This is a genomic window from Tardiphaga sp. 42S5, from assembly GCF_034044155.1.
GTDB classification, from domain to species: domain Bacteria; phylum Pseudomonadota; class Alphaproteobacteria; order Rhizobiales; family Xanthobacteraceae; genus Tardiphaga; species Tardiphaga robiniae.
In genome coordinates this window covers 1,864,938-1,885,085 of the sequence record NZ_CP139027.1, presented here as the reverse complement: position 1 = coordinate 1,885,085, position 20,148 = coordinate 1,864,938, and the positions used below count along the sequence as shown (strand labels likewise).

Annotated in this window: 11 protein-coding genes; 1 reads left to right on the top strand and 10 read right to left on the bottom strand. The window is 60.9% G+C overall.

Going from position 1 to position 20,148, the window contains the following annotated elements; all coding sequences use genetic code 11:
- The 6 genes from trbK-alt to trbB form a co-directional block, all read right to left on the bottom strand.
- Nucleotides 1-315 carry a putative entry exclusion protein TrbK-alt gene (trbK-alt, locus tag SFY93_RS08760; protein ID WP_414717136.1) on the bottom strand — a complete coding sequence of 105 codons (315 nt, stop codon included), beginning with the start codon at nt 313-315 and terminating at the stop codon, nt 1-3.
- A gap of 65 nt (nt 316-380) precedes the next feature.
- Nucleotides 381-1,112 (bottom strand): P-type conjugative transfer protein TrbJ, encoded by a 732-nt coding sequence (trbJ, locus tag SFY93_RS08755; protein ID WP_320446783.1) that lies wholly within the window; start codon nt 1,110-1,112, stop codon nt 381-383.
- On the bottom strand, nt 1,109-3,550 hold the full coding sequence (trbE, locus tag SFY93_RS08750) for a conjugal transfer protein TrbE (protein ID WP_320446782.1): 2,442 nt from the start codon (nt 3,548-3,550) through the stop codon (nt 1,109-1,111). The genes trbJ and trbE overlap by 4 nt, the downstream gene beginning before the upstream one ends.
- A gap of 10 nt (nt 3,551-3,560) precedes the next feature.
- Entirely contained in the window at nt 3,561-3,824 is a 264-nt protein-coding gene (locus SFY93_RS08745) for a VirB3 family type IV secretion system protein (protein WP_320446781.1), read from the bottom strand.
- Nucleotides 3,824-4,150, bottom strand: a complete 327-nt coding sequence (locus SFY93_RS08740) for a TrbC/VirB2 family type IV secretion system protein (protein ID WP_414717092.1) — start codon at nt 4,148-4,150, stop codon at nt 3,824-3,826. Before SFY93_RS08740 ends, SFY93_RS08745 begins: the two co-directional genes overlap by 1 nt.
- Nucleotides 4,147-5,067 (bottom strand): P-type conjugative transfer ATPase TrbB, encoded by a 921-nt coding sequence (gene trbB, locus SFY93_RS08735; protein ID WP_320447726.1) that lies wholly within the window; start codon nt 5,065-5,067, stop codon nt 4,147-4,149. The genes SFY93_RS08740 and trbB overlap by 4 nt, the downstream gene beginning before the upstream one ends.
- A gap of 826 nt (nt 5,068-5,893) precedes the next feature.
- Between trbB and SFY93_RS08730 the strand changes: the two genes are divergently transcribed.
- A complete protein-coding gene (locus tag SFY93_RS08730) occupies nt 5,894-6,736 on the top strand; it encodes a universal stress protein (protein ID WP_320446780.1) in 843 nt (280 codons plus the stop codon).
- A gap of 114 nt (nt 6,737-6,850) precedes the next feature.
- Here SFY93_RS08730 and SFY93_RS08725 read toward each other — a convergent pair whose 3' ends face one another.
- The 4 genes from SFY93_RS08725 to SFY93_RS08710 all read right to left on the bottom strand — a co-directional run bounded on the left by SFY93_RS08725 (nt 6,851) and on the right by SFY93_RS08710 (nt 19,744).
- On the bottom strand, nt 6,851-8,209 hold the full coding sequence (locus SFY93_RS08725) for an HlyD family type I secretion periplasmic adaptor subunit (protein ID WP_320446779.1): 1,359 nt from the start codon (nt 8,207-8,209) through the stop codon (nt 6,851-6,853).
- Nucleotides 8,210-8,227: 18 nt separating this feature from the next.
- Entirely contained in the window at nt 8,228-10,549 is a 2,322-nt protein-coding gene (locus tag SFY93_RS08720) for a cadherin-like domain-containing protein (RefSeq protein ID WP_320446778.1), read from the bottom strand.
- A complete protein-coding gene (locus SFY93_RS08715) occupies nt 10,546-12,321 on the bottom strand; it encodes a type I secretion system permease/ATPase (protein ID WP_320446777.1) in 1,776 nt (591 codons plus the stop codon). The genes SFY93_RS08720 and SFY93_RS08715 overlap by 4 nt, the downstream gene beginning before the upstream one ends.
- A 76-nt stretch (nt 12,322-12,397) precedes the next feature.
- Nucleotides 12,398-19,744: a peroxidase family protein gene (locus tag SFY93_RS08710; protein ID WP_320446776.1), complete on the bottom strand. Its 7,347-nt coding sequence runs from the start codon at nt 19,742-19,744 to the stop codon at nt 12,398-12,400.
- Nucleotides 19,745-20,148: the final 404 nt, after the last annotated feature.

The following is a 20,148-nucleotide window of genomic DNA, read 5'->3' as shown; positions in this document are numbered from 1 at the left end:
TTACTCGCTCTCCGGGAGGGCCACCGACGGATAACCTTGCGGCATCCGGCTCTGATCCTTTGGCGGCAACTCAGACGGTTGGCTGGAGGGCGCATCACTGCCAGCGGGGGCCGCCGCACTTCCCTTCTGACCGAAAAACCGGCGTCGGTTCTCAGCCCAGATCCGGCGACAGTAGTCGTAGGTTGCTGTTTGCTCCGGCTTAACCGTTTGGCAGCGCGCGAGGCTGGAAGCGGGCGTCCCCGCGGTCTGTGGGCCGGCCGGGTTTGACGAAGCTTCGTCGCCGTCACCGCGGAGCTGGATGGCGCATGCCGCCATCACCAACATCATGGATCCGGCTGCTGCAACAATTGGCAGTCGTTTGAACCTACTGAACGCGCTCATCAATGAAACATCTGCACGTTTGAGGATTGATAGCCTTGGCCCGGCGTCAGAAACCGCCGCAGCTGCTCGCGGCCCTGATCCTGCGCCGCCGCGCGTTGAGCCGCTTCAAGGCTCTGCGCCCTGCCCTGCGCTGCAACGGTCGCCGTGAGATCGGCGAGCTGCTGAGCCTGAAGCGCAAGGATCTGGTTGCCGGCCTGCGTCGCCTGCAGCGCGCCGCTTGCGCCCTGACTCGATGTTACGAGCGCCGACGTCTGGGTGCGGTTGGTGTCGAGGTTGCCGACAACGCCGGCCTGCACTCGCAAGGCGTCCTGCAGCGCGGCGACCGAGTTCTGCCAACGCGATTGCGCGTTGGTAATGAGTGCTTGATTGGATTGGCTGCTCGTCACCGGCGCATAGTTGGTCGAGAACGCGCGGTCGATCTGCTGTACATCATAGGCAATGCGCTGGGCCTGGGCGAGCAGTTGCTGGGTACGTTGGATCGACGATTGAAGTTGCTGTAGCGAGGAGTATGGCAGGCTCGCCAAATTCTTCGCCTGATTGATCAGCATCTGCGCCTGGTTTTGCAGCGACGTGATCTGATTATTGATCTGCTGCAGCTCGCGCGCCGCTGTCAGGACATTCTGAGCATAGTTGTTCGGATCGAAGACGATCCACTGCGCGAATGCCGGCGACGTGACGGTAAGCGACAAGGCGACGGCGCTCGCCGCAGCAAAAATGCAAAGACGTCTCATAACAATGGCCCCAGATTGCTGAGATTGGAGATCAGATCAGTGGCCCACGACGCGTCGCGATGTCGAAGCCAGGCGGGCACGAAGCCGTCGCGACCGTGTTCTACGAGCAGGCGTTCGATTGAGGCCTGATCGATCTTGGAAGAGGCGGCAGTAAAAGCGAGCGCGACTTCGCCCAGCCCCAACTCGAACATCCGATTGCCGCGGCGGGATTGGCAGTAGTAGTCGCGCTTCGGTGTTGCCCGGCTCAACAATTCGATCTGCCGGTCGTTGAGACCAAAGCGGCGATAGATCGCCGTGATCTGCGGTTCGATCGCGCGCTCGTTCGGCAGCAATATGCGGGTCGGGCAGCTCTCGATAATGGCGGGCGCAATGCCTGATACGTCGATGTCCGAGAGCGACTGCGTGGCGAAGATGACGGAGGCGTTCTTTTTGCGCAACGTCTTCAGCCATTCGCGCAACTGCCCGGCAAAATCCTCGTCATCGAGCGCAAGCCAACCCTCGTCAACGATGAGCAGGGTTGGGCGACCGTCGAGACGATCTCCTATGCGATGGAAGAGATAGGCTAGGACTGCGGGGGCCGCGCCGGTGCCGATCAATCCTTCGGTTTCAAAGGCCTGAACCGATGCTTCACCGAAGCGCTCAAGTTCGGCATCCAGCAACCGGCCGTAGGGCCCGCCGAGGCAATAAGGTTGCAGAGCCCGCTTCAGCGCGCTCGACTGGAGCAACACCGACAAGCCTGTCAGTGTACGCTCCTGGATCGGAGCCGAGGCCAATGACGTCAGGGCGGACCACAGATGATCCTTGGCCTCCGGCGTGATCTCGATTTTTTCCCGCGCAAGGATCGCGGCGATCCATTCGGTCGCCCAGCCCCGCTCGGAGGCGTCGTCAATCCAGGCCAGCGGCTGCAGCGCAACAGGTTCGGACGCATCATCCGACAGCGCACCCCCGAGGTCGTGCCAGTCGCCACCCATGGCGATGGCAGCCGCCCGGATCGATCCACCGAAATCGAAGGCGAAGATCTGCGACCCCGGATAGCGGCGGAACTGCAACGCCATCAGCGCCAGCAGCACCGATTTCCCGGCGCCGGTCGGACCAACCACCAGCGTATGACCGACATCCCCGACGTGGAGAGAAAATCGGAACGGCGTCGAACCCTCGGCCTTTCCGAACAGCAGAGGCGGTGCCGCGAAGTGATGGTCCCTCACCTCGCCGGCCCAGACCGCCGATAGCGGAATCATGTGGGCCAGGTTGAGGGTCGAGACCGGTGGCTGCCGGACATTGGCATAGGCATGTCCCGGCAAACTGCCGAGCCAGGCTTCGACAGCATTCACCGTCTCAGTCATTGAGGTGAAGTCGCGACCCTGGATCGTCTTTTCGACCAGACGCAGCTTCTCATCGGCTACACGCGGGTCGTCATCCCATACGGTGACCGTCGCCGTGACATAAGCTTCGCCGATCTGGTCGGAGCCTAGTTCCTGCAGTGCGGCATCGGCGTCCATCGCCTTGTTGTGGGCGTCGGTGTCGAGCAGCGTCGATGCCTCGTTCGTCATCACCTCTTTGAGGATTGCGGCGATTGACTTCCTCTTGGCGAACCATTGCCGGCGGATCTTCGTCAGCAATTTGGTGGCATCCGTCTTGTCGAGCATGATCGCACGCGTCGACCAGCGATACGGAAATGCCAAACGATTCAGTTCATCGAGTATTCCGGGCGTCGTCGCGCTCGGAAACCCGATGACAGTGAGAACGCGCAGATGCGATGTACCCAATATCGGCTCGAGGCCGCCGGTCAGCGGCTGATCCGCCAGCAGCGCATCGAGATACATCGGGATCTCGGGCACCCGAACTCGGTGGCGCTTCGTCGACACACAGGAGTGCAGATACGTCAGTGTCTCCGGGTCATCGAGCCAGACGCATTCGGGCATAAAGCCCTCGACCAGCTGCAGCACCCGGTCGGTGCGGTCGACGAATCCGCGCAACACTTCGCGGGCGTCGGCGTTCTCGGTCCTATCGCGGCCCTCATACAGAAACCGTTCCGCCCGCGCGGCGTCCTCGGCCGGCGGCAGATAGAGGAATGTGAGGAAATAGCTCGACTCATAGTGAGCTCCCGCCTCCTCGAACTGGGCTTTCCGCTCGGCATCGACCAGGGCGGACGCCACATCCGGAAATGTGCTTGCCGGATATTGGAATGCAGCATGGCGCTGAGCCTCGACAAAAACCGCCCAGCCGGAGCCAAGACGGCGCAAGGCGCTGTTGAGGCGGCCAGCGACGGCGACGAGTTCGGCCGGGACTGCGCTGTCGAGATCCGGTCCGCGGAACCTTGCGGTACGCTGGAATGAACCGTCTTTGTTGAGGACGACGCCCTCCCCGACCAATGCGGCCCAGGGCAGGAAATCCGCGAGGCGGGTGTTGGAGCGGCGGTATTCGGCAAGATTCATCATGATCGAAAACTCAAATGTTGAGATGACCGGGAATGCGCAGATGACGGCGCACCACATCGACGAAGGCGGGATCACGTTTGGCAGCCCACACTGCGGCCGCATGGCCCATCGTCCAGAGCAAGAGACCTGCGATCCAGAGCCGCAGACCGAGACCGAGGGCGGCTGCGAGCGTGCCGTTGACGATGGCGACCGCCCGCGGCGCACCACCCATCAGGATCGGTTCGGTCAACGCGCGATGCACGGGCGCGACAAATCCAGCGACCGGCTCGTCCATCAGATCAAGACTCCGCCGCCGAACGAAAAGAATGACAAAAAGAAGCTCGATGCGGCGAAGGCGATCGACAGGCCGAACACGATCTGGATCAGCCGGCGAAAACCACCGGAGGAGTCGCCGAATGCGAGCGTGAGACCGGTGACGATGATGATGATCACCGCGATGATCTTGGCGACCGGCCCCTCGACCGATTGCAGGATCTGATTGAGCGGCTGCTCCCACGGCATGTTGGAGCCGGCAGCCCAAGCCGGAGCAGCAGCGAAGAGAGCCGTTCCCGACACGGCGATCAACATCGCGGGCTGAGAGAGCAATGAACGAAATCTCATGTTAGGTCTCCTGCTGGTGAAAGGCTGTAGTCGCCAGCTGGTCCGAGCCCGGTGACGCGGGCGAGTTCGGTGAGACGACGATCCGCACCGCGGCCGGCCAGCACGGCAACGATGTTGATAGTTTCTGCGATCAGGGCGCGCGGAACGGTGATGACCGCTTCCTGAATGAGTTGCTCGAGCCGGCGCAGTGCGCCGAGCGCCGTCCCGGCATGAATGGTGCCGATGCCGCCGGGATGGCCGGTGCCCCACGCCTTCAGGAGATCAAGTGCTTCAGCGCCGCGCACCTCGCCGATGGGGATGCGGTCCGGTCGCAAACGAAGTGACGACCGTACGAGATCTGACAGTGAGACCACGCCGTCCTTGGTGCGTAGAGCTACAAGGTTCGGCGCCTTGCACTGCAGTTCGCGCGTATCCTCGATCAGCACCACCCGGTCGGCAGTCTTGGCGACTTCCGCAAGAAGGGCGTTGGTCAACGTGGTCTTGCCGGTCGAGGTCCCACCAGCGACCAGAATGTTCCTGCGTTCGGCGACGGCGCTGCGCATGGTCTCAGCCTGATCCGAGGTCATGATGCCGGCGGCGACGTAGTCGTCGAGCGTGAACACGGCTACCGCTGGCTTGCGGATAGCAAACGCAGGCGCCGCGACCACCGGCGGCAGCAGACCTTCGAAGCGCTCTCCGGTCTCGGGCAGTTCGGCGGAAACGCGCGGCGCACCAGCATGCACTTCCGCACCGACGTGGTGCGCCACCAGCCGAACGATGCGTTCTCCGTCAGCGGCCGAGAGGGTCTCTCCTGTGTCGATCAAGCCGCTCGACAGCCGATCGATCCACAACCGGCCATCCGGGTTGAGCATCACCTCGACGATCGAGGCGTCCTCCAGGTATCGCGCAATAGCGGGGCCAAGCGCGCTACGGAGCATGCGCGCGCCGCGCGAGATCGCCTCTGCTTGAGCTGAATGAATTGCCACCGCCGCCCCCAACAAAGAGGCCGCGTGAAAGGCGTCCTCAGATGAGGATGATTAGAAAAGGCGGAACTGGCGCGGCGCAACAACGCTCCCAAGGTGATCGTAGATTGGCGTAGAAAGAGAAAGAATAGGCGAGATGGTGATACCGAAGACTCTACGATCGAGGCAATGAAGCGGCCCGACGCTCACCAGACCCGTTGAGCGCCAGACCGACCGTTGCTTGTGCTTCTGGATCCCTCCGGTCCAAATAATTTAGCATCGCGTCCGGCTGTGATCTGTGGTCTCGCTGTTTAGAGAAGCCGAGATCGTCAAGTGGAAGCGGCGGCAGGCGAGGACGTCGGCGGCCTCGGCTCCTGAAGGGAGCTCGCACAGCTAGTCGCTAGACGCCCCCACACCCGATCTAGGGTTTACTCCATAATGAAACTTATGCGAATCGAACGTGGCGAAGCGGACTGCGTGAGATCGAATGTCCGCTCTTAAGATCTGGTTTTGACTATGCACGATCTAGCTCGACGAATAACCGTTACGCACGCCGGGAAAGCCCGCTATGCGTCCCCTTCGTTCAGCCTTCGTTCAGTCCCGCCGGACCATGCTGCTGCTGTGCAATAGATCTCGGGGCGTCGCTCCCGCCTCTGGGCAGGGTCAACGTCATCCTTACATCAGTACAAGCAAAGCCCCGTCTTGCATCTGGACTGGCCCGCCAGCGTGATCCGGGCAGATCGTTTGCACTGCAACTGGCAAAGCAGGCGCGCGAGGCGCGGAATGTGACCGGTTAGGCACCATGGCCCTCAAGTCTCTGATCGTTTTCGTCGACCCTTCGCCAGGAGGCGTGGCCCGGACCCGCTATGCCGTCCGCCTTGCCGCTGAGCACGACGCGCACCTGATCGGCGTGTTCATTGCGCCCACAGGCTGGCGGCGAAATCCCGCTGATGGCTTCGTCGCCGGAGCCGTTGCCGTGCGCGAAATGGTGGAGCGCCATAGCCTGTTCGAACGGGAAGCGGCCGCGGGGGCCATCAAGAGTTTCGAGGCCCTAGCCGGCCGCGAGCGCGTGACCTTTGAATTCAGGTCCATCGAGGCCAACAACGCCGACGAACTGGCACGCCTGCATTCGCTTCACAGCGACTTAGTCATCGTTGGCTATCCGTCGCCAGGCGGCCTGCCAGCGCAGGGAACTCCGGCGGGCATGTTGCTGGCGACTGGTGTTCCGTTTTTGATCGTGCCGGAGAGCTGGATCAGCGACGGTGCCGCTAACAGAATCCTGTTTGCTTGGAATGCGAGCCGCGAGGCGCGTCGGGCGATTAGTGATGCACTGCCGCTAATGAAGATCGCGCAATCCGTGACCGTGCTAGTGATTGATCCGAAGAAGAATGCGTTCCATGGTGAACAGCCAGGCGTCGATGTAGCGCACTATCTCTGCCGGCATGGCGTCATCGCCACCGTCGAACAACGACAGTCCGAAGGCAAAGCCGTCGCCGACGTGATTCGCGAATTCGCGACCCACGATGGGTCGGACCTGATCGTGCTCGGGGCCTACAGCCATGCTAGAACCAGGGAATTCATTTTTGGCGGCGTGACACGGTCATTGCTCAGGAACATCACAGTGCCGACTCTGATCGCCCATTGATCATATTCGTTTCGATGCACTGTAAGTGCACCGACGCAATCAATCATGTTCTCGCCAAAGTTTGCTCCCCGGGCAGTATTGACAGTAAGCGAACGCGACGCCGAGGCTTATATTTCACCGCTCTCTAAACGCCCGGTTCATTTGGTCAGCAAATGGCTTGACAAGGTATGACATTGCACTCCTCTCCTGCGTTGTCACAAAGACTTCCGCGGGCATTCCGGGAACCAGCCTGATCCCTTTTAACTGATTTAGCGCGTCCTCAGTTTTCAGCAAATGGACGTAAGCAATGTAATGCTCCTGGCCCGTTGTGGGGTCTCGCGAGGAAGCAGGCGAGACCATGCCCAACAAACCCTTCATTTCCGGCGTCGTGGTACGGTTAAATGCCGTGAGACGAACACGCGCGGCCTGCCCTTCACGAACCTGGTCAATGTCATTGGGCGAGATCTTGATTTCAAGTTTTAGCTCCGCGCTCTCCGGAACCACAGTGGCAATGCGCGCGGCTGGCGTAATGACGCCTCCAATTGTAAATGCCGAGAGTTCATTGATATAGCCAGTCACCGGCGATTTGATTTCGGTTCGCGATAGCCGATCCTCGATCGCAAGCTTGCGCTCGCTCAGTTCTGAGATCCGAGCATCGACGGTACGCAGATCACGCTGAGCTTCGGTGCTCGCGTTCTGGTCAACAGCAATGACCTGCACCTTGATTTCGCTGGCGCGAACCTTCGCTCTGGCGATACTGGCCGATATCTCGCCCCTTTCGCCAAGTATTCTGGCCCAGTCCCGATGAACTGAGTAGACACGAGTGTACTCAACGATCTTCTTTTCGAAGAGGCCGTCCATTTTATCACGCTCGGCGCCAACTAGTACTATCTCGTGTTCCTTGGCCGCAAGGCGAGCCTCCATTCCTTTAATTTCCTCTCCAGTTTGAATAATGCTGAGCCCAAGTTGCTCCTTCTGACTATCTCGGCCGATTTTGTTGCCGGCGAACAATCGCGTTTCGCCATGAACTACGCTGTCGGCAGAGGCCGAAAGACGGAAGAGATCCGTGGGAAATTCGATGCTGTCCAAATTATCGCGTTCGGCGATCAGGCGAGCTTGCCGGCCCATTGCCTCGCCAAGTTGTGAGCGCACTATGAGCAACTCCGCCTTGATCTGAACGTCGTCTAGCGTGGCAAGCACTTGCCCTTCTTGGACGAGATCACCTTGTCGGACCGCAAGCGACTTGACGATGCCGCCGTCCCGATGCTGTACCTCCTTGAGGTTTTGATCGACCTTCACAACCCCGGAAGCGACAATCGCGCCCTCCAAGAGTGCGAGCGCCGCCCAGCCTCCCAGTCCCACGATCAAAGCTACAACAAGCACCAAGCCAGCAACCATTCTGGGCCAAAGCCGGAAAGTCCTTTCGTCCGGGACTGTGGCCTTAGAGCCAATTGAGGCTGCTCCAGAGAAATGATCTAGATTCTGATGCTTCATAATTAGTTCCACACTGAATCAGGTGATAGCAGAAAATTGGAGATGGTGATGTCCGAGCAATTCAATCGAATAGAAATCGTCCGCGTCAGGGCGATCATGAACGTCGACCAATGTGACATCGACGCCGGCGTCACGGTTCTCAAACCGAAAACGAATCGGGCGATTGTCAACTTCGCCAGATAGGTAAATGTCGTCGAATAGGTCGGCTACGGACTCGGCACCAACTTCTCCAAAATAGCTGATTTCGTAGGTTGCGGCGACGATCCGGTCGCCAACTGTGAAATCGGTAATCTTACGTACGGTCATGGCTGATTGATCGCCTTCGCTCCGCTGATAGAATTCAAAAGTATCGTCACCCGCTCCTCCGCTCATGGAGACGTCACCCGTACCAGCGATAAGCCAGTCGTTGCCCGACCCGCCGATAACCTCCTCGAAGTCGGCGATGAGATCCTCACCCACGTCGGCCCCGCTAGCGGTGCCGCGCCTTAGATCAATCGTCACGCTCAGCGTGGCGGATGAATAATCCAGGGTATCGTGCCCATCACCGCCGCTGTAGTCGTCACTGGATGCATCAGCAGCGGCAACCACCCGATCAGATCCTTCGCCGGCATGAGCCATATCGCGCCCTGCTCCGTCAGCGAGCAGATCATCGCCGGATCCGCCATACAGCACATCGTCTCCCGCGCCGCCATCCATCCAGACTGCCTCCAACGCATCGGCGGAAATGCGGTCGCTGCCTGATCCCCCGATGATTTTCTCAATACTAGAGATCTCGTCGCGCCCCACGTCGTTGCCGGTCACGGTCTTGGCCGTCAGGTCGGCCACGATGCCCGCTGAAGATGCGGAATAATCGAGCGTGTCGAATCCTGTATCGCCTGCATAAATATCGGCGGCCGCGTCCGCTGCAGCGATCAGGTAGTCGTCGCCCGCACCGCCCCAAACCGCGTCGGATCCGCCACCATCGGAAAGAACATCGCTATCGTCTCCGCCTTCCAACAGGTCGTTGCCAGCTTCTGCGACAATAACATCGCGACCTGCCCCACCTGAGAGCTTGTCATTACCGGTGCCGCCATAGAGTGTGTCGGTTCCGTCGCCTCCCTCGGCCTTATCGTCTCCTTCGCCCGCCAGCAGGAGATCGTTTCCTGCCCCGCCGAAGATGACATCGTTTCCCTCATCGCCCGTCAACGTGTCGTCGCCATCTTCGCCGAACAGAAAGTCGTTTCCCGATCCGCCGAACACGATGTCATTGCCGGCGCCAGCGAATACGATGTCCTCCCCCGCGCCCGCATAGACGATATCGTTGCCAGAGCCGGACACAATGTGGTCATCGCCTGCATCACCAGTGATGCGATCAGCCGCCTCGCGTGAATCAATATTGTCGTTGCCATCCCCGCCAAGAATGGTGTCGGCGCAATGCGTGCCGAGCAGGCTGTCGTCGCCTGTAGTACCGAAAATAGGGGGCGCTTCGACTATACGGAAATATGCGGTCTGAACAACGGACACGTGACCATCGCTAATCGTGTAGGTGAGCGTCACATCGCCAGTCATGGAACCGTTGCGGACGAATTCCCATTCGACGTCTGACGTCCGGGTGAGTGTTCCCGATGAGGACGACAAACCGACTACTGTGAGGGAATCTCCGTCTGCGTCCGAGGCTCCGGAGAGCAACGCCAGCAGTGGTATCAGGAACGTCTGACAGCCAACCATGTCTTGCAGACGCACTGGTCCTGTTACCCGTGGCGCGCGGTTGCGGGCTTGATCCGCATCCGTCGGCCCGGGCTCAAGAGCAGGAGGCTTGTCGACCACACCAAGTCGCTGCAGCGGCTCAGGACTCTGGCCGCCACCTCCTCCGCCACCTCCTCCGCCGCCGCCACTTCCCGGCGAAGACTGGCCAGGCGAACGATGAACGGTCGCGGTCTTCATTTCGTCGGCGAATGAGCCTGTATCTACCCGAACCACCGGCGGCCTTACGGACTCCTTGGGGTCCCGGCTCTCGTTTTCCGAAAATGCGGCATCCAATGGCGCCGAAATGCGAAGCGGGCTCACGCTGTCTGACGATTTCGCAAGAACCGGGGTGGCGTCCTCGCTATCTCCGCTACCGATAACGGTGTCCTGCTCGGGTGCGCCTTGCTTGGTCTCGTCGTCTTCCCGCTCCTCCTTATCGTCCCGGGCTTCGAGCCGGATTGGCAAAAAGCTCTTTAGATATGCCGCGCATGCGGTAAGGAAGAGCAGAAAGGCAAGGGGGATGATGCTGCGCTTGCCATTCTGCTGCTCGACAAAATCCTCGCGCGACGTCTGCTTTGGATGCGCTTGCTGCGTGAGAGCCTTTACGGTGATCATGCTGGCCTCCGCGCCTCGACGTTGAATGCTGGTTCGTTCGGGACAGGGACAGCCTCGGAAGCTGAAGTTGCGGCCGGCCGCAGGCCCGGAGTCATGATGTCGTGCTTGTCGCCGAACGCGACCAGGCGTCCGTTCTGTACAATCGCGACCAGGCCGACCGCGACCAGCGCGCTCGGCCGATGGGCAATGACGATAGTGATCCCGCCGCGCGCACTGATACCCTCGATCGCCTTTGTCAGGGCCTCCTCACCTTCCCCATCCAGATTCGAATTGGGTTCGTCCATGATAACGATGAACGGATTGCCATAGAGGGCACGCGCCAGAGCGACCCGCTGCCGCTGTCCCGCCGAGAGCGCCGCGCCCTGCGGCCCAAGCTCGGTGCGATAGCCGTCGGGCATCTTCACGATCATGTCGTGAACACCGGCGGCCCGGGCAGCGGCGACAACCTTGCGATAGTCCGGGGCCGGTTCGAACCGGCAGATGTTCTCCTCGATGGTAGCGTCCATCAGGCTGACTTCCTGTGGCAGATAGCCGATGTGCTGGCCGATTTCGTCCTCGCGCCATTGAGTGAGATCAGCGCCATCCAGCCGGACGTTGCCGCGTAGCACGGGCCAGATGCCGGTCAGGGCTCGCACCAGGGTGGTCTTGCCCCCGGCGCTGGGACCAATGATGCCGAGCGCCTGCCCGGCCTCGAGTTCAAAGCTGATATCGCTCAGGATTACTTGGCCCGAGGCTGGGACCGCAACCGTCGCTTTTTCAACGCTAAGACGTCGGCTCGGCACGGGAAGCTGCATCGGTTGATCGACGGACGTTAAGGCCACCACCGTATCGCGAAGCCGCTGATAGGCCATCCGCGCCGCGATGAAGGACTTCCAGTTGCCAATCGCCAGGTCCACCGGCGCCAGGGCACGCGCAGACGCTACCGAACAGGCGATGATCGCACCCGCCGAGAGTTCGTTCTTGATCGTCAGATATGCACCGAGACCAAGCACCGCTGACTGCAACAGCATACGCAGCACCCGGGACACGGCGGCGAATGTGCCGGTGATATCGTTGGCCTTGGTTTGCAGTTCCAGATGATCGCCGTTGGCGTCGTTGAAGCGCCCGACGGCGCGGCCGGCGAATCCCATCGCCTTGAGGACATCTGCATTGCGAGCGTTGCTGTCGGCGATCGTGTTGCGCACGATCGCCGCCTTGCGGGTAGAAAGGCTGAGCCGCTTTGTGAGAATTTCGCTGACAACCGTCAGAACTGTGAGCACGAAGGCGCCCGCGAAAGTCAGAGCGCCCAATAATGGATGCAAGAAGTAGATGAACGCTAAGTAAATTGGCATCCACGGCAGATCAAACAGCGCCGCCGGCCCCTGACTTCCGAGGAAGCCACGCACCGTATCGACGTCGCGCCCGCGCTCAAGCGCCTCAGACGTCGAGAACCCGAATCGCGGCATATCGATCGCCACGCGGTGCGCGAGCGGCGCCACTTTCTTGTCCAGCCGTGCGCCGACGCGCACCAGAACCTGGGAGCGGATCACGTCGAAGGCTCCCTGGAACAGATACAGTCCAATTGCCAGTGTCGAGAGCACCAAGAGCGTTGGAATGCTGCCGCTGGTGAGCGCCCGGTCGTAGATCTGCATCATGTAAAGCGACCCGGTCAGGGCCAGCACGTTGATCATCCCCGAGATCAGGAAGAGGAAGATAACGATGCCGCGGAAGCCGCGTGTCAGCTCGGCGAGGTTCCGCCGCTTGCCTGGCGTCAGTTCTTTGGACTTGGCCATGCCTATGCGTCCTGGTTAGGGAACTGGAGAGAAGACAGGCAGGCAGGCGGCGCGGGGCGCCGCCTGCCTGTTGGTCTCAGAGACCGACGTTCGTGGCAGTCAGGTTATGGTGACCTGCAACCTCGAACTTGAAGTCCGCATCGGTATTCCCGTCGATGTTACCCTGGACGACGGTGAACTCGCCGTTTTCGCGCGTCTCGAAGGTCACCGCGAGTTGGCCCGCCGCGGTGAAGGCGGCGCCGCCGACCAGCGTGAAGCTCTGGTCGCCCGCCGTGCCGATGCTGGCGTCGATGGCCGTCAGATCGAGCCGGTCACCGGGTTCGAAGCTGAGAATGGTGTCGCCCTCGGCGGCCGAAGCCGAAGTGAACCTGAACGTGTCGCCACCAGCTCCGCCATGGATCACGTTGACTGCATTGCTCGCGGTGATGGTGTCGCTGCCGGACCCGGTATTGACGTTTTCGATGCCCCAGATGGTGTCGTTGCCCGTCTGGGAACTGGACGCCGTTCCGTTCGACATGGGCCCGGATCCCAGGTTGACCGTAACGTTCACGGTCGCCGCGGACATGTCGAGCGTGTCGATGCCGTTGCCGCCGTCACTGTCGTCGCCGAAGTAGACGTCGTTGCCGTCGCCGATCTCGGCCACGATCAGATCGTTGCCGGCACCGCCGAACACGGAGTCATCTCCTGCACCGGCATTGATGAGGTCGTTGCCTGCCTCGCCCAGGATGCGATCCGCACCTGCATCACCGTAGATGATGTCGGCATGGCCACCACCGAACACCTGGTCGTCACCAATGCCGGCGAAGATGACATCCCTGCCGTCACCGCCATTGACGAAATCCGCGCCGGCGCCTGCCGAAATCGCATCGGCTCCAGCGTGCCCCATCGCGATATCGTCTCCGTCGAAAGCGACGATGTTGTCATCCTGTGCCGTTCCGACCAATACGTCGGCCTGAGCCGTCCCGGCTCGAACACCACCGGTTCCTGAACCGGCAGTATCGGTGTCATCGTCGTCGTCACAGTCATCATCGCTATCGTCGTTACCAGCCGTATCGTCGTCATCCTCGTCGTCATGGTCGCCGAACTGCGGCAGGCCATTGGGACTCGTGAAGGAGATGCTCTGGCTGGCGTTCGTCATCGTCGTCACGCCGCTCGCATCGGTCGTGACCTCGTAATCGCCTGGAACTGCCCCTTCCGGCAGCCGGATCACGTCCTGCGGCCGCAACGTCCCGATGATCGTATCGTTGCCGCCGTTCGAGCGGAACACGATGCGGTGCGCCGAGGTCAGGGCCGAGATGTCGACAGTATCGTCACCGGCATTGCCGTCGATGGTGATGGTGCTGAAGTTCAGGCTGGTGAACGGCGCATTGAAATTGCCGATGACCTGGATCGTGTCGCCGTTACTCGTACCTCCATCCGGAGTTGTCGGATTGTTGCCGTTGTTGATAGTGGTATTGAGCGTATTGACCGAGATCTCCTCGATATTGTCGAGTTCAGCAATGACCGTCGTCGTGCCGGCGACCGTGCGAGTAATGATGATCTCGCTATCGGCTCCGGTTACCTGGACCCCAGCCGCTAGGGCTGCTGCCCTGGCATAGATTATGAAAGTCTCGGCAGTGCCGGCTCGTCCGTTCACCACGAAGGTGTCGGTTGCACCGGCCTCGCCGTTGACCATGTCGAAGCCATCGGTATCGCCCGCTGCGTTGGCATTCCAGTTGATGGTGTCGTTACCGGTGCCGGCGAGGATGATGTCGCTACCGGTGCCGCCGCTAACCGTGTCGCCGCCGTCGCCGGCATTGATGTGGTCATTGCCGGCACCGCCGGTAATCGCATTGACGGCGGTGTTGCCGACGATGATGTCGTTAGCTCCGGTGCCGGTGATGTTGGCCGTGGTAACGCGGTTGATCGTCACCGTGGCCGGGTCGGTCAAAGTCCCGTCGCTGCCGGTGTAGGTGAAGGAGCCGCCGGCTGACGCATCATCGGAGAGGGTGATAACCCCCGCCCCTAGTGCCGGTCCAGCTGCAAGGCCGGTGGCACCGCCCACTGCAGTGATGGTGATTGGAGAACCCTCGGGGTCCGTATCGTTGGCGAGCAGGGCTGCCTGCAAAATGGAGAACGAGGTGTTCGCGGCTACATTGGTGATGACCGTGTCGTTATTGGCGGCCGGTGCGTCATTTGTGGCGGTAACATTCACCGTCGTCGTGGCGACCGCGCTGTCGAGCAAGCCGTCATTGACAGTGACCTGCAGGGTGCGTGCGCCAACGGTCGGATTCTCCGAGTTGTTGGAGTAGCGGACCTGCCCGATCGCTGTCTGGTAGTTGGCGAGCGAGGTGCTGCCAGTCAGGGTCAAGGTGATCTGACCGGCAACGCTGGCGTCGACCGCCGATGTGATGCCGCCTGGCAGTCCACCAAGTACCGTCAGCAGATCGCCTGCACTGGCATTTGTGAGAATGACACGGGCCGAGGCTATGGTCACGCCGTCATCGGTGATCCGAGAACCAGCGGCGATTGCGACGGCAGCGCCATTTTCTGCGTAGTTCGTCACATAGTTATTGCCTGGAGTGCCGGGCGTAGTGGTGGTCGTGGTGGTTGTGGTCGCGATGTTGAAGTTGTTGATCAGGACATATTCGCCGGCGCTGATCGCACTGGAGACGAACCGGATCGCCGAGTTCGGACCTGCACCAGTGAGGTTCAGAGCGACGCTGAACGTATCCGCGCCGTCACCTCCTCCTGAGGTTTCGTTGATCGTCGTCAGGACCGTGAAACTTCCAGGCGCAAACGATCCGGACTGAGAGTATTGAACTACAATGGACTCGCCGGCATCGATGCTGCTGGTGCCGTTGTTCCGATCGTAATCGAATGAAAGCGTGGCAGTCGTCACGCCGCTGAGATTGACAGTGCGCGTGATCTGCGCGCCGTCGCCAGCGGTGAAGCGCAGCTCGTTGGTTCCATTGTCGAGCTGAATCTGGCCACCGGTAACCACATTGCCGGTCGTGGTATCGTTGGTCTCGATCCAGGGTGTCCCCCCCCAGGCTACGCTGCCGTTGCTGTTGTTATGAGCGGCGGTATCGAACGTGTCACGATAGGCCTGCGCAGCTGTCGTGGTTGTCGTGGTGGTGACATCGCCGTTGAGATCCAGCGTCGGGGCCAGCAGCGAGATGTCCTGGTCGGTAAAGTCCAGGACCTCGATGTTACGCAGCGTGTCCGTACCGTCGGTCGCCAGACCCCCGGTATGGGCTACGGTCAGGGTGCCATTGGGATTGAAGGTGATGTCATATTCGGCCCGTGCGCCGGAGAACACGGCCGTGTCGACGTCTGCAACACCGTTGCTGTCGACGGTCTCGCCATTGGCTTCCTGCGTGGTGCTGTTCCGGATCGTGCGGACGATACCCAGCTGGCCCGGATTGATGGTGCCATTGAACATGCTGGCTGCAAGGGTGGTCATGGAATTATGCAGCGCGATCGGTGTGCCCGCATGCTCGGTATCACCGGGTGCGAAAACTCCGATCTGCACGTCGAGCCATTTGTCGCCGTCGATGATGTCGTCGCCTTCCTGGCCGGTGATACGGTCGCTGCCGTCGCCGCCAAGAATGATGTCGCCGGCGCTATATTCAGTGACGCCAGCGCCCAGAACCGCCTGCAGACCGGCGATCAAGGCGATGCCTTCGGCGTCGAGCGCACTGCCCTGGTAGCCTTCGGTACCCCCTTGGAGAGTGGGGAGGCGATCGGCGGCGAGTAGGTTGGTGCCGGTCAGCACGTCATTGAACCGCGTGCCCGACAGGCCTTCGACCGACTCATACTCGTCGAGCGCAGCATTCTGGGGCAGCGTCGGGGCTTCGTCGAATATGATCGGGATCGACAGGTCGGCGTTCACGAAGTTCGGATTGTCCTTGTAGGTTGCCCAGTCGAAGCCGGACATGCCCACCATCTTGCCGCGGCCGGCGCTACCGACGAAAATTTCGTCGCCGCCCTCGCCGATGAACTCGTCGAACCCGCCATCGCCCAGGAATACATCGTGCCCGTCAATGGTGTCGTGCGAGAAGATCTCGTCGAAGTTATCGCCCGGCGCGCCGTCGAAGGTCCCGGTTTCGATCCAGTCATTGCCCTCGTTGCCGAGAATGCGCTCAGCGTTCTTGTTGCCGTAGATGAAGTCATTGCCGGTTCCGGCGAAGACCTCCGAGCCCATGTCGGTGCCTAGGAAGATGAAGTCCTGACCGTCATTGCCCATGACGAGATCAAGTCCGGGTCCGGCATGAACCACGTCGTTGCCGGCGCCTGCCTTGATGTTGTCGTCGCCGCCGCTATCCTTGATGATGTCATCGCCATCGCCACCGTTGATGATGTCGTTGCCGAAGCCACCTTCGAGCTTGTCGTTGCCACCGTCGCCGAACAGCGTGTCGTCACCGATACCGGCAATCAACGTGTCCGCGAGCTCAGTGCCGCCGAGAACCACGTGTTCGCCGCCGGTGTAGCGCAGGTAGTTTGTGTCTGTGCCGGGGGTCGTCGGGTCGTTGCGGACCACCAGGGGTGTCAGGATGCCGCCGCCCACCGGATCGGTGCTCTCAAGAATTCCGTCTCCGTTCAGGTCGTTGAACTGCCGGGTTGTATCCACTTCCAGGATGAGACCGGGAGTGGAGAACACATCCGACGGCAGGTGCGTCGCATCGGTATTGCGCATGATCAATGCGGCGAAGGAGTTGTTCTCCATTTCACCGAACAGATGCAGACCATCGAGGCGCTGCAGGTAGTAGAACCGGTCGCCGCTCTGCAGGTTCTCCATCTGGACTTCGAAGACGAAGTTGAAGGTCGAACCAAGCATGCCACCGAAGGGCATGGTCGCTTCGGCAAGGCCGCCGATCCAGAGGTCGACGTTGTTAAGACCGCCAAGCGCCCCGGCTGCGCCATAGGCGCCCAGACCGTTGAGGAAGTCAGACGCGTCTGCCGGAACCGCAAGGCCGCCGACAGAAACGCCGCTAATGATGGTCAGCGCCGCGTCGCGCTTCCCCTCAAGCGTCGCCTGACTCGTGATCAGCGCATGGGTGCCGTAGGAGGCGATGAAGTTGATAATCGAGGCTTCGTTCTTGAGGTGACCGGCGAAATCGACCCAGCTCTCATAGGGCTTGAGCAGGGAGTCTTCGTTGGTTGCCTCATAGAACTGCTGCCGGGCCTCGTTCAGAGTCGGCACGCCGGTGTCACGGCCGCGAGCGAGGTTGATGGTCGCGAGATCGAGCGGCAGACCCAGCAGGTTGTTGCGCAAGGCGCTGGTGACGAACTCGTCGATCTGGTTGCCCGCCTGTCGCGTCATGCCGCGGATGATGGCGCCTGCCGCGATGTCGGCATCGACCGTCCCGGTGGTGCCGTTGTTCATGAACTGCAGCGGATTGAGGAAGCCCTCGATCAGGCCGATATGGTCGGCGTTGAAGGTTGGGTCGAAGCGATCAATCGTTTCGGTGAGCATAGAGTGACCGAAGCGATAAACCACATGAGCGAACTCGGCGACGATCGAGGGATCGAGCGTCACGTCATAACCGTCGGGAACCAGGAAGACGTTGATGTTGGGCTGGATCTTGCGGGCGAATTCCTCGAACACCAGATGCTGATACTGCATCTCGGTGCCGAACTTGGCCGCTTGGAACAGGCGTTCGCCATCCCAAATGAGGTCTGCCGGGCTGGCCGGCACGCTCGCCACGTCATCGATCAGCCATTCGTTCAGGAAAGCGACCGCCTCCGCCTGCGATGCACCACCGTCGAGCAGAGCTGTAGCGTCGGCCAATACGACGGCCTTGGTGTGTTCGGCGAGCCGGTTGTGCTCAGAGTGGAAAACATGGTGGACGGCGGTCAGGCCGATGTTCTCGTTTGCGCGGCCGTCACCGGCGACGAAATGCGCGTCGAGGAGTTCGTTGTCATAGAACCCGTCAGTCGCGCTGCCGTCACCATTGCCGAGCCCGATCTCGATATCGCCATCTTGGAGGCCTGTTGGAACCGCATTGTGAGCGATGTCGGCAAGGAAGGCGTGGCCGGTGCGGACTGCCAGATGGACCAGGTCAGGCAGCGCATCGGCGTCCGGACCATCCGGCACGGTATTCACGAGACTCAGCGGAGCGTCAGGGGTGCCCGAAGCCAAGAACTGTGGCGGCCCCGCCATCACGACCTGCGGGAAACCTGTAATAGGATCCGGGATGAAGTTGCCGTACTGGTCGGTAGCAAGCAGAGGCAGATTGCCGACATGAGCGTCGACCAGTTCGATTCCCAAGATGTTGCGTGCCTGAGCCTTCAGGTCGGCCCAGGTCGCCATCCCACCATTGGCGCCCTCGATGAGTCGGCCGGTTGCAACCGGCTCGCCAGCGGCGTTAAGCTCATATTCCCGCAGGAACACCTGATGCGACGGGTGCGAGGTATAGGTCTGGTTCTGGTCAACGAACGAGGTGGTGGTGTTGACGGGACGGTCGGTATCGTCCGCAGTTCCCATCACGCCATCGGCGCCAGGTCCCGCCAAGGTGGCGCGGGTCAGCACCATGAAATTAGTCGTACCACCGGGAACGTATAGCGGATCGTCCGGCATCAGCGGGATGAATACCGTGCCGTTGCCGCCCTTGGCGACAAGGTCGAGCCCGTGATCGAAGAACTGGCCGAAGAGTGTGAACCATGAGTTGAAGGGTGCCGACAGGCCCTCGTCCGGGGCCGTGTTGGTGATCTTGACGTTGGCTCCTTCGAGCTCGATGCCGTTGGCGGTGAGCAGCGCCATCAGGTCATCATCAACAGTATCCAGCGCCGCCTGTGCTGCCGACAAGGCCGCCGCGGTGGCTGCCGCGGCAGCTTGAAGATCCGGATTGCCCGGGCTGGCGGATAATGCAGCCTGCGCTTCCGCGTCCGCCCGTTCGGCGTCGGACACAGCCTTGAACTCATCGGCGAGCGGCGCGTAAGCCGCCGAAATTTGCGCCGTGACAGCCATCTGGTCAGCCGGCGCCACGATCCCGGCGCGCTGCAGCCCGGTCAAAATGGCCGACGGGTTGCCCAGCGTCTGATCCACGATCAGGTTGGAGATCGTTCGGACATAGGGATCGAACACATCGCCGGGAGCGGCGGATCCGGGGCCGTCATTATCGACACCCGGCGTATAGGTGACGGGCACCATCGGCGCGGGCCCCGGCCCGTCGGGATCGACCATGATGGTGCGGAATTGGGTGCCCAGCCCCTCGGGAAATTCATTGTCTGCGGCGCCCAGCTCCGGATTCAGCAAGTTGTTGTACGTGCCATCGACCGTGCGCAGGCCCCAACTAAGATTGTAGGTCGGTATGGACCCGGTCGGTCCGAACAGGGGTTTGCCCTGAGCACCGCCCGTCCGTTCGAACAACGCATGGTCCTCAGCGATCTTGATCTGCGCGAGGATGAAATCGAGATCGCTTCTGATGTACGAGACCATAGTGCTCTCCTGTTGCTAGAGCCATGCCGTCATTGGCCACGGGTCTGGCCATTTTTCTGACGGTCGAGATGCTCTACAAGTTGCGCCTGCTCCGGCTTCGGAGAAACTGAGAAAGGTCTGAGCGTCGCTAAGTCAAAGGTCGCACTATCATCGGACCTTTGTCTGAGGATCGGTAAATTGATAGCGATCCGAGCTGCAGCGGGAGAATCTGGTGCACCGCGAAGTCAGGCGGGCATTGCCCGACACCCAGCAGCTTGACCACAAGCAATCAGACGATAGAGAATGAGGAACGATCGTCCCCTGACATTCTTTTCTAATGCGATCTTCACGAAGATTGTCTCGCCGGCCGTGAAGTCACGTCAACTACATCGGCGGTGCCGGCACAGAATACACGGAACGTCCCC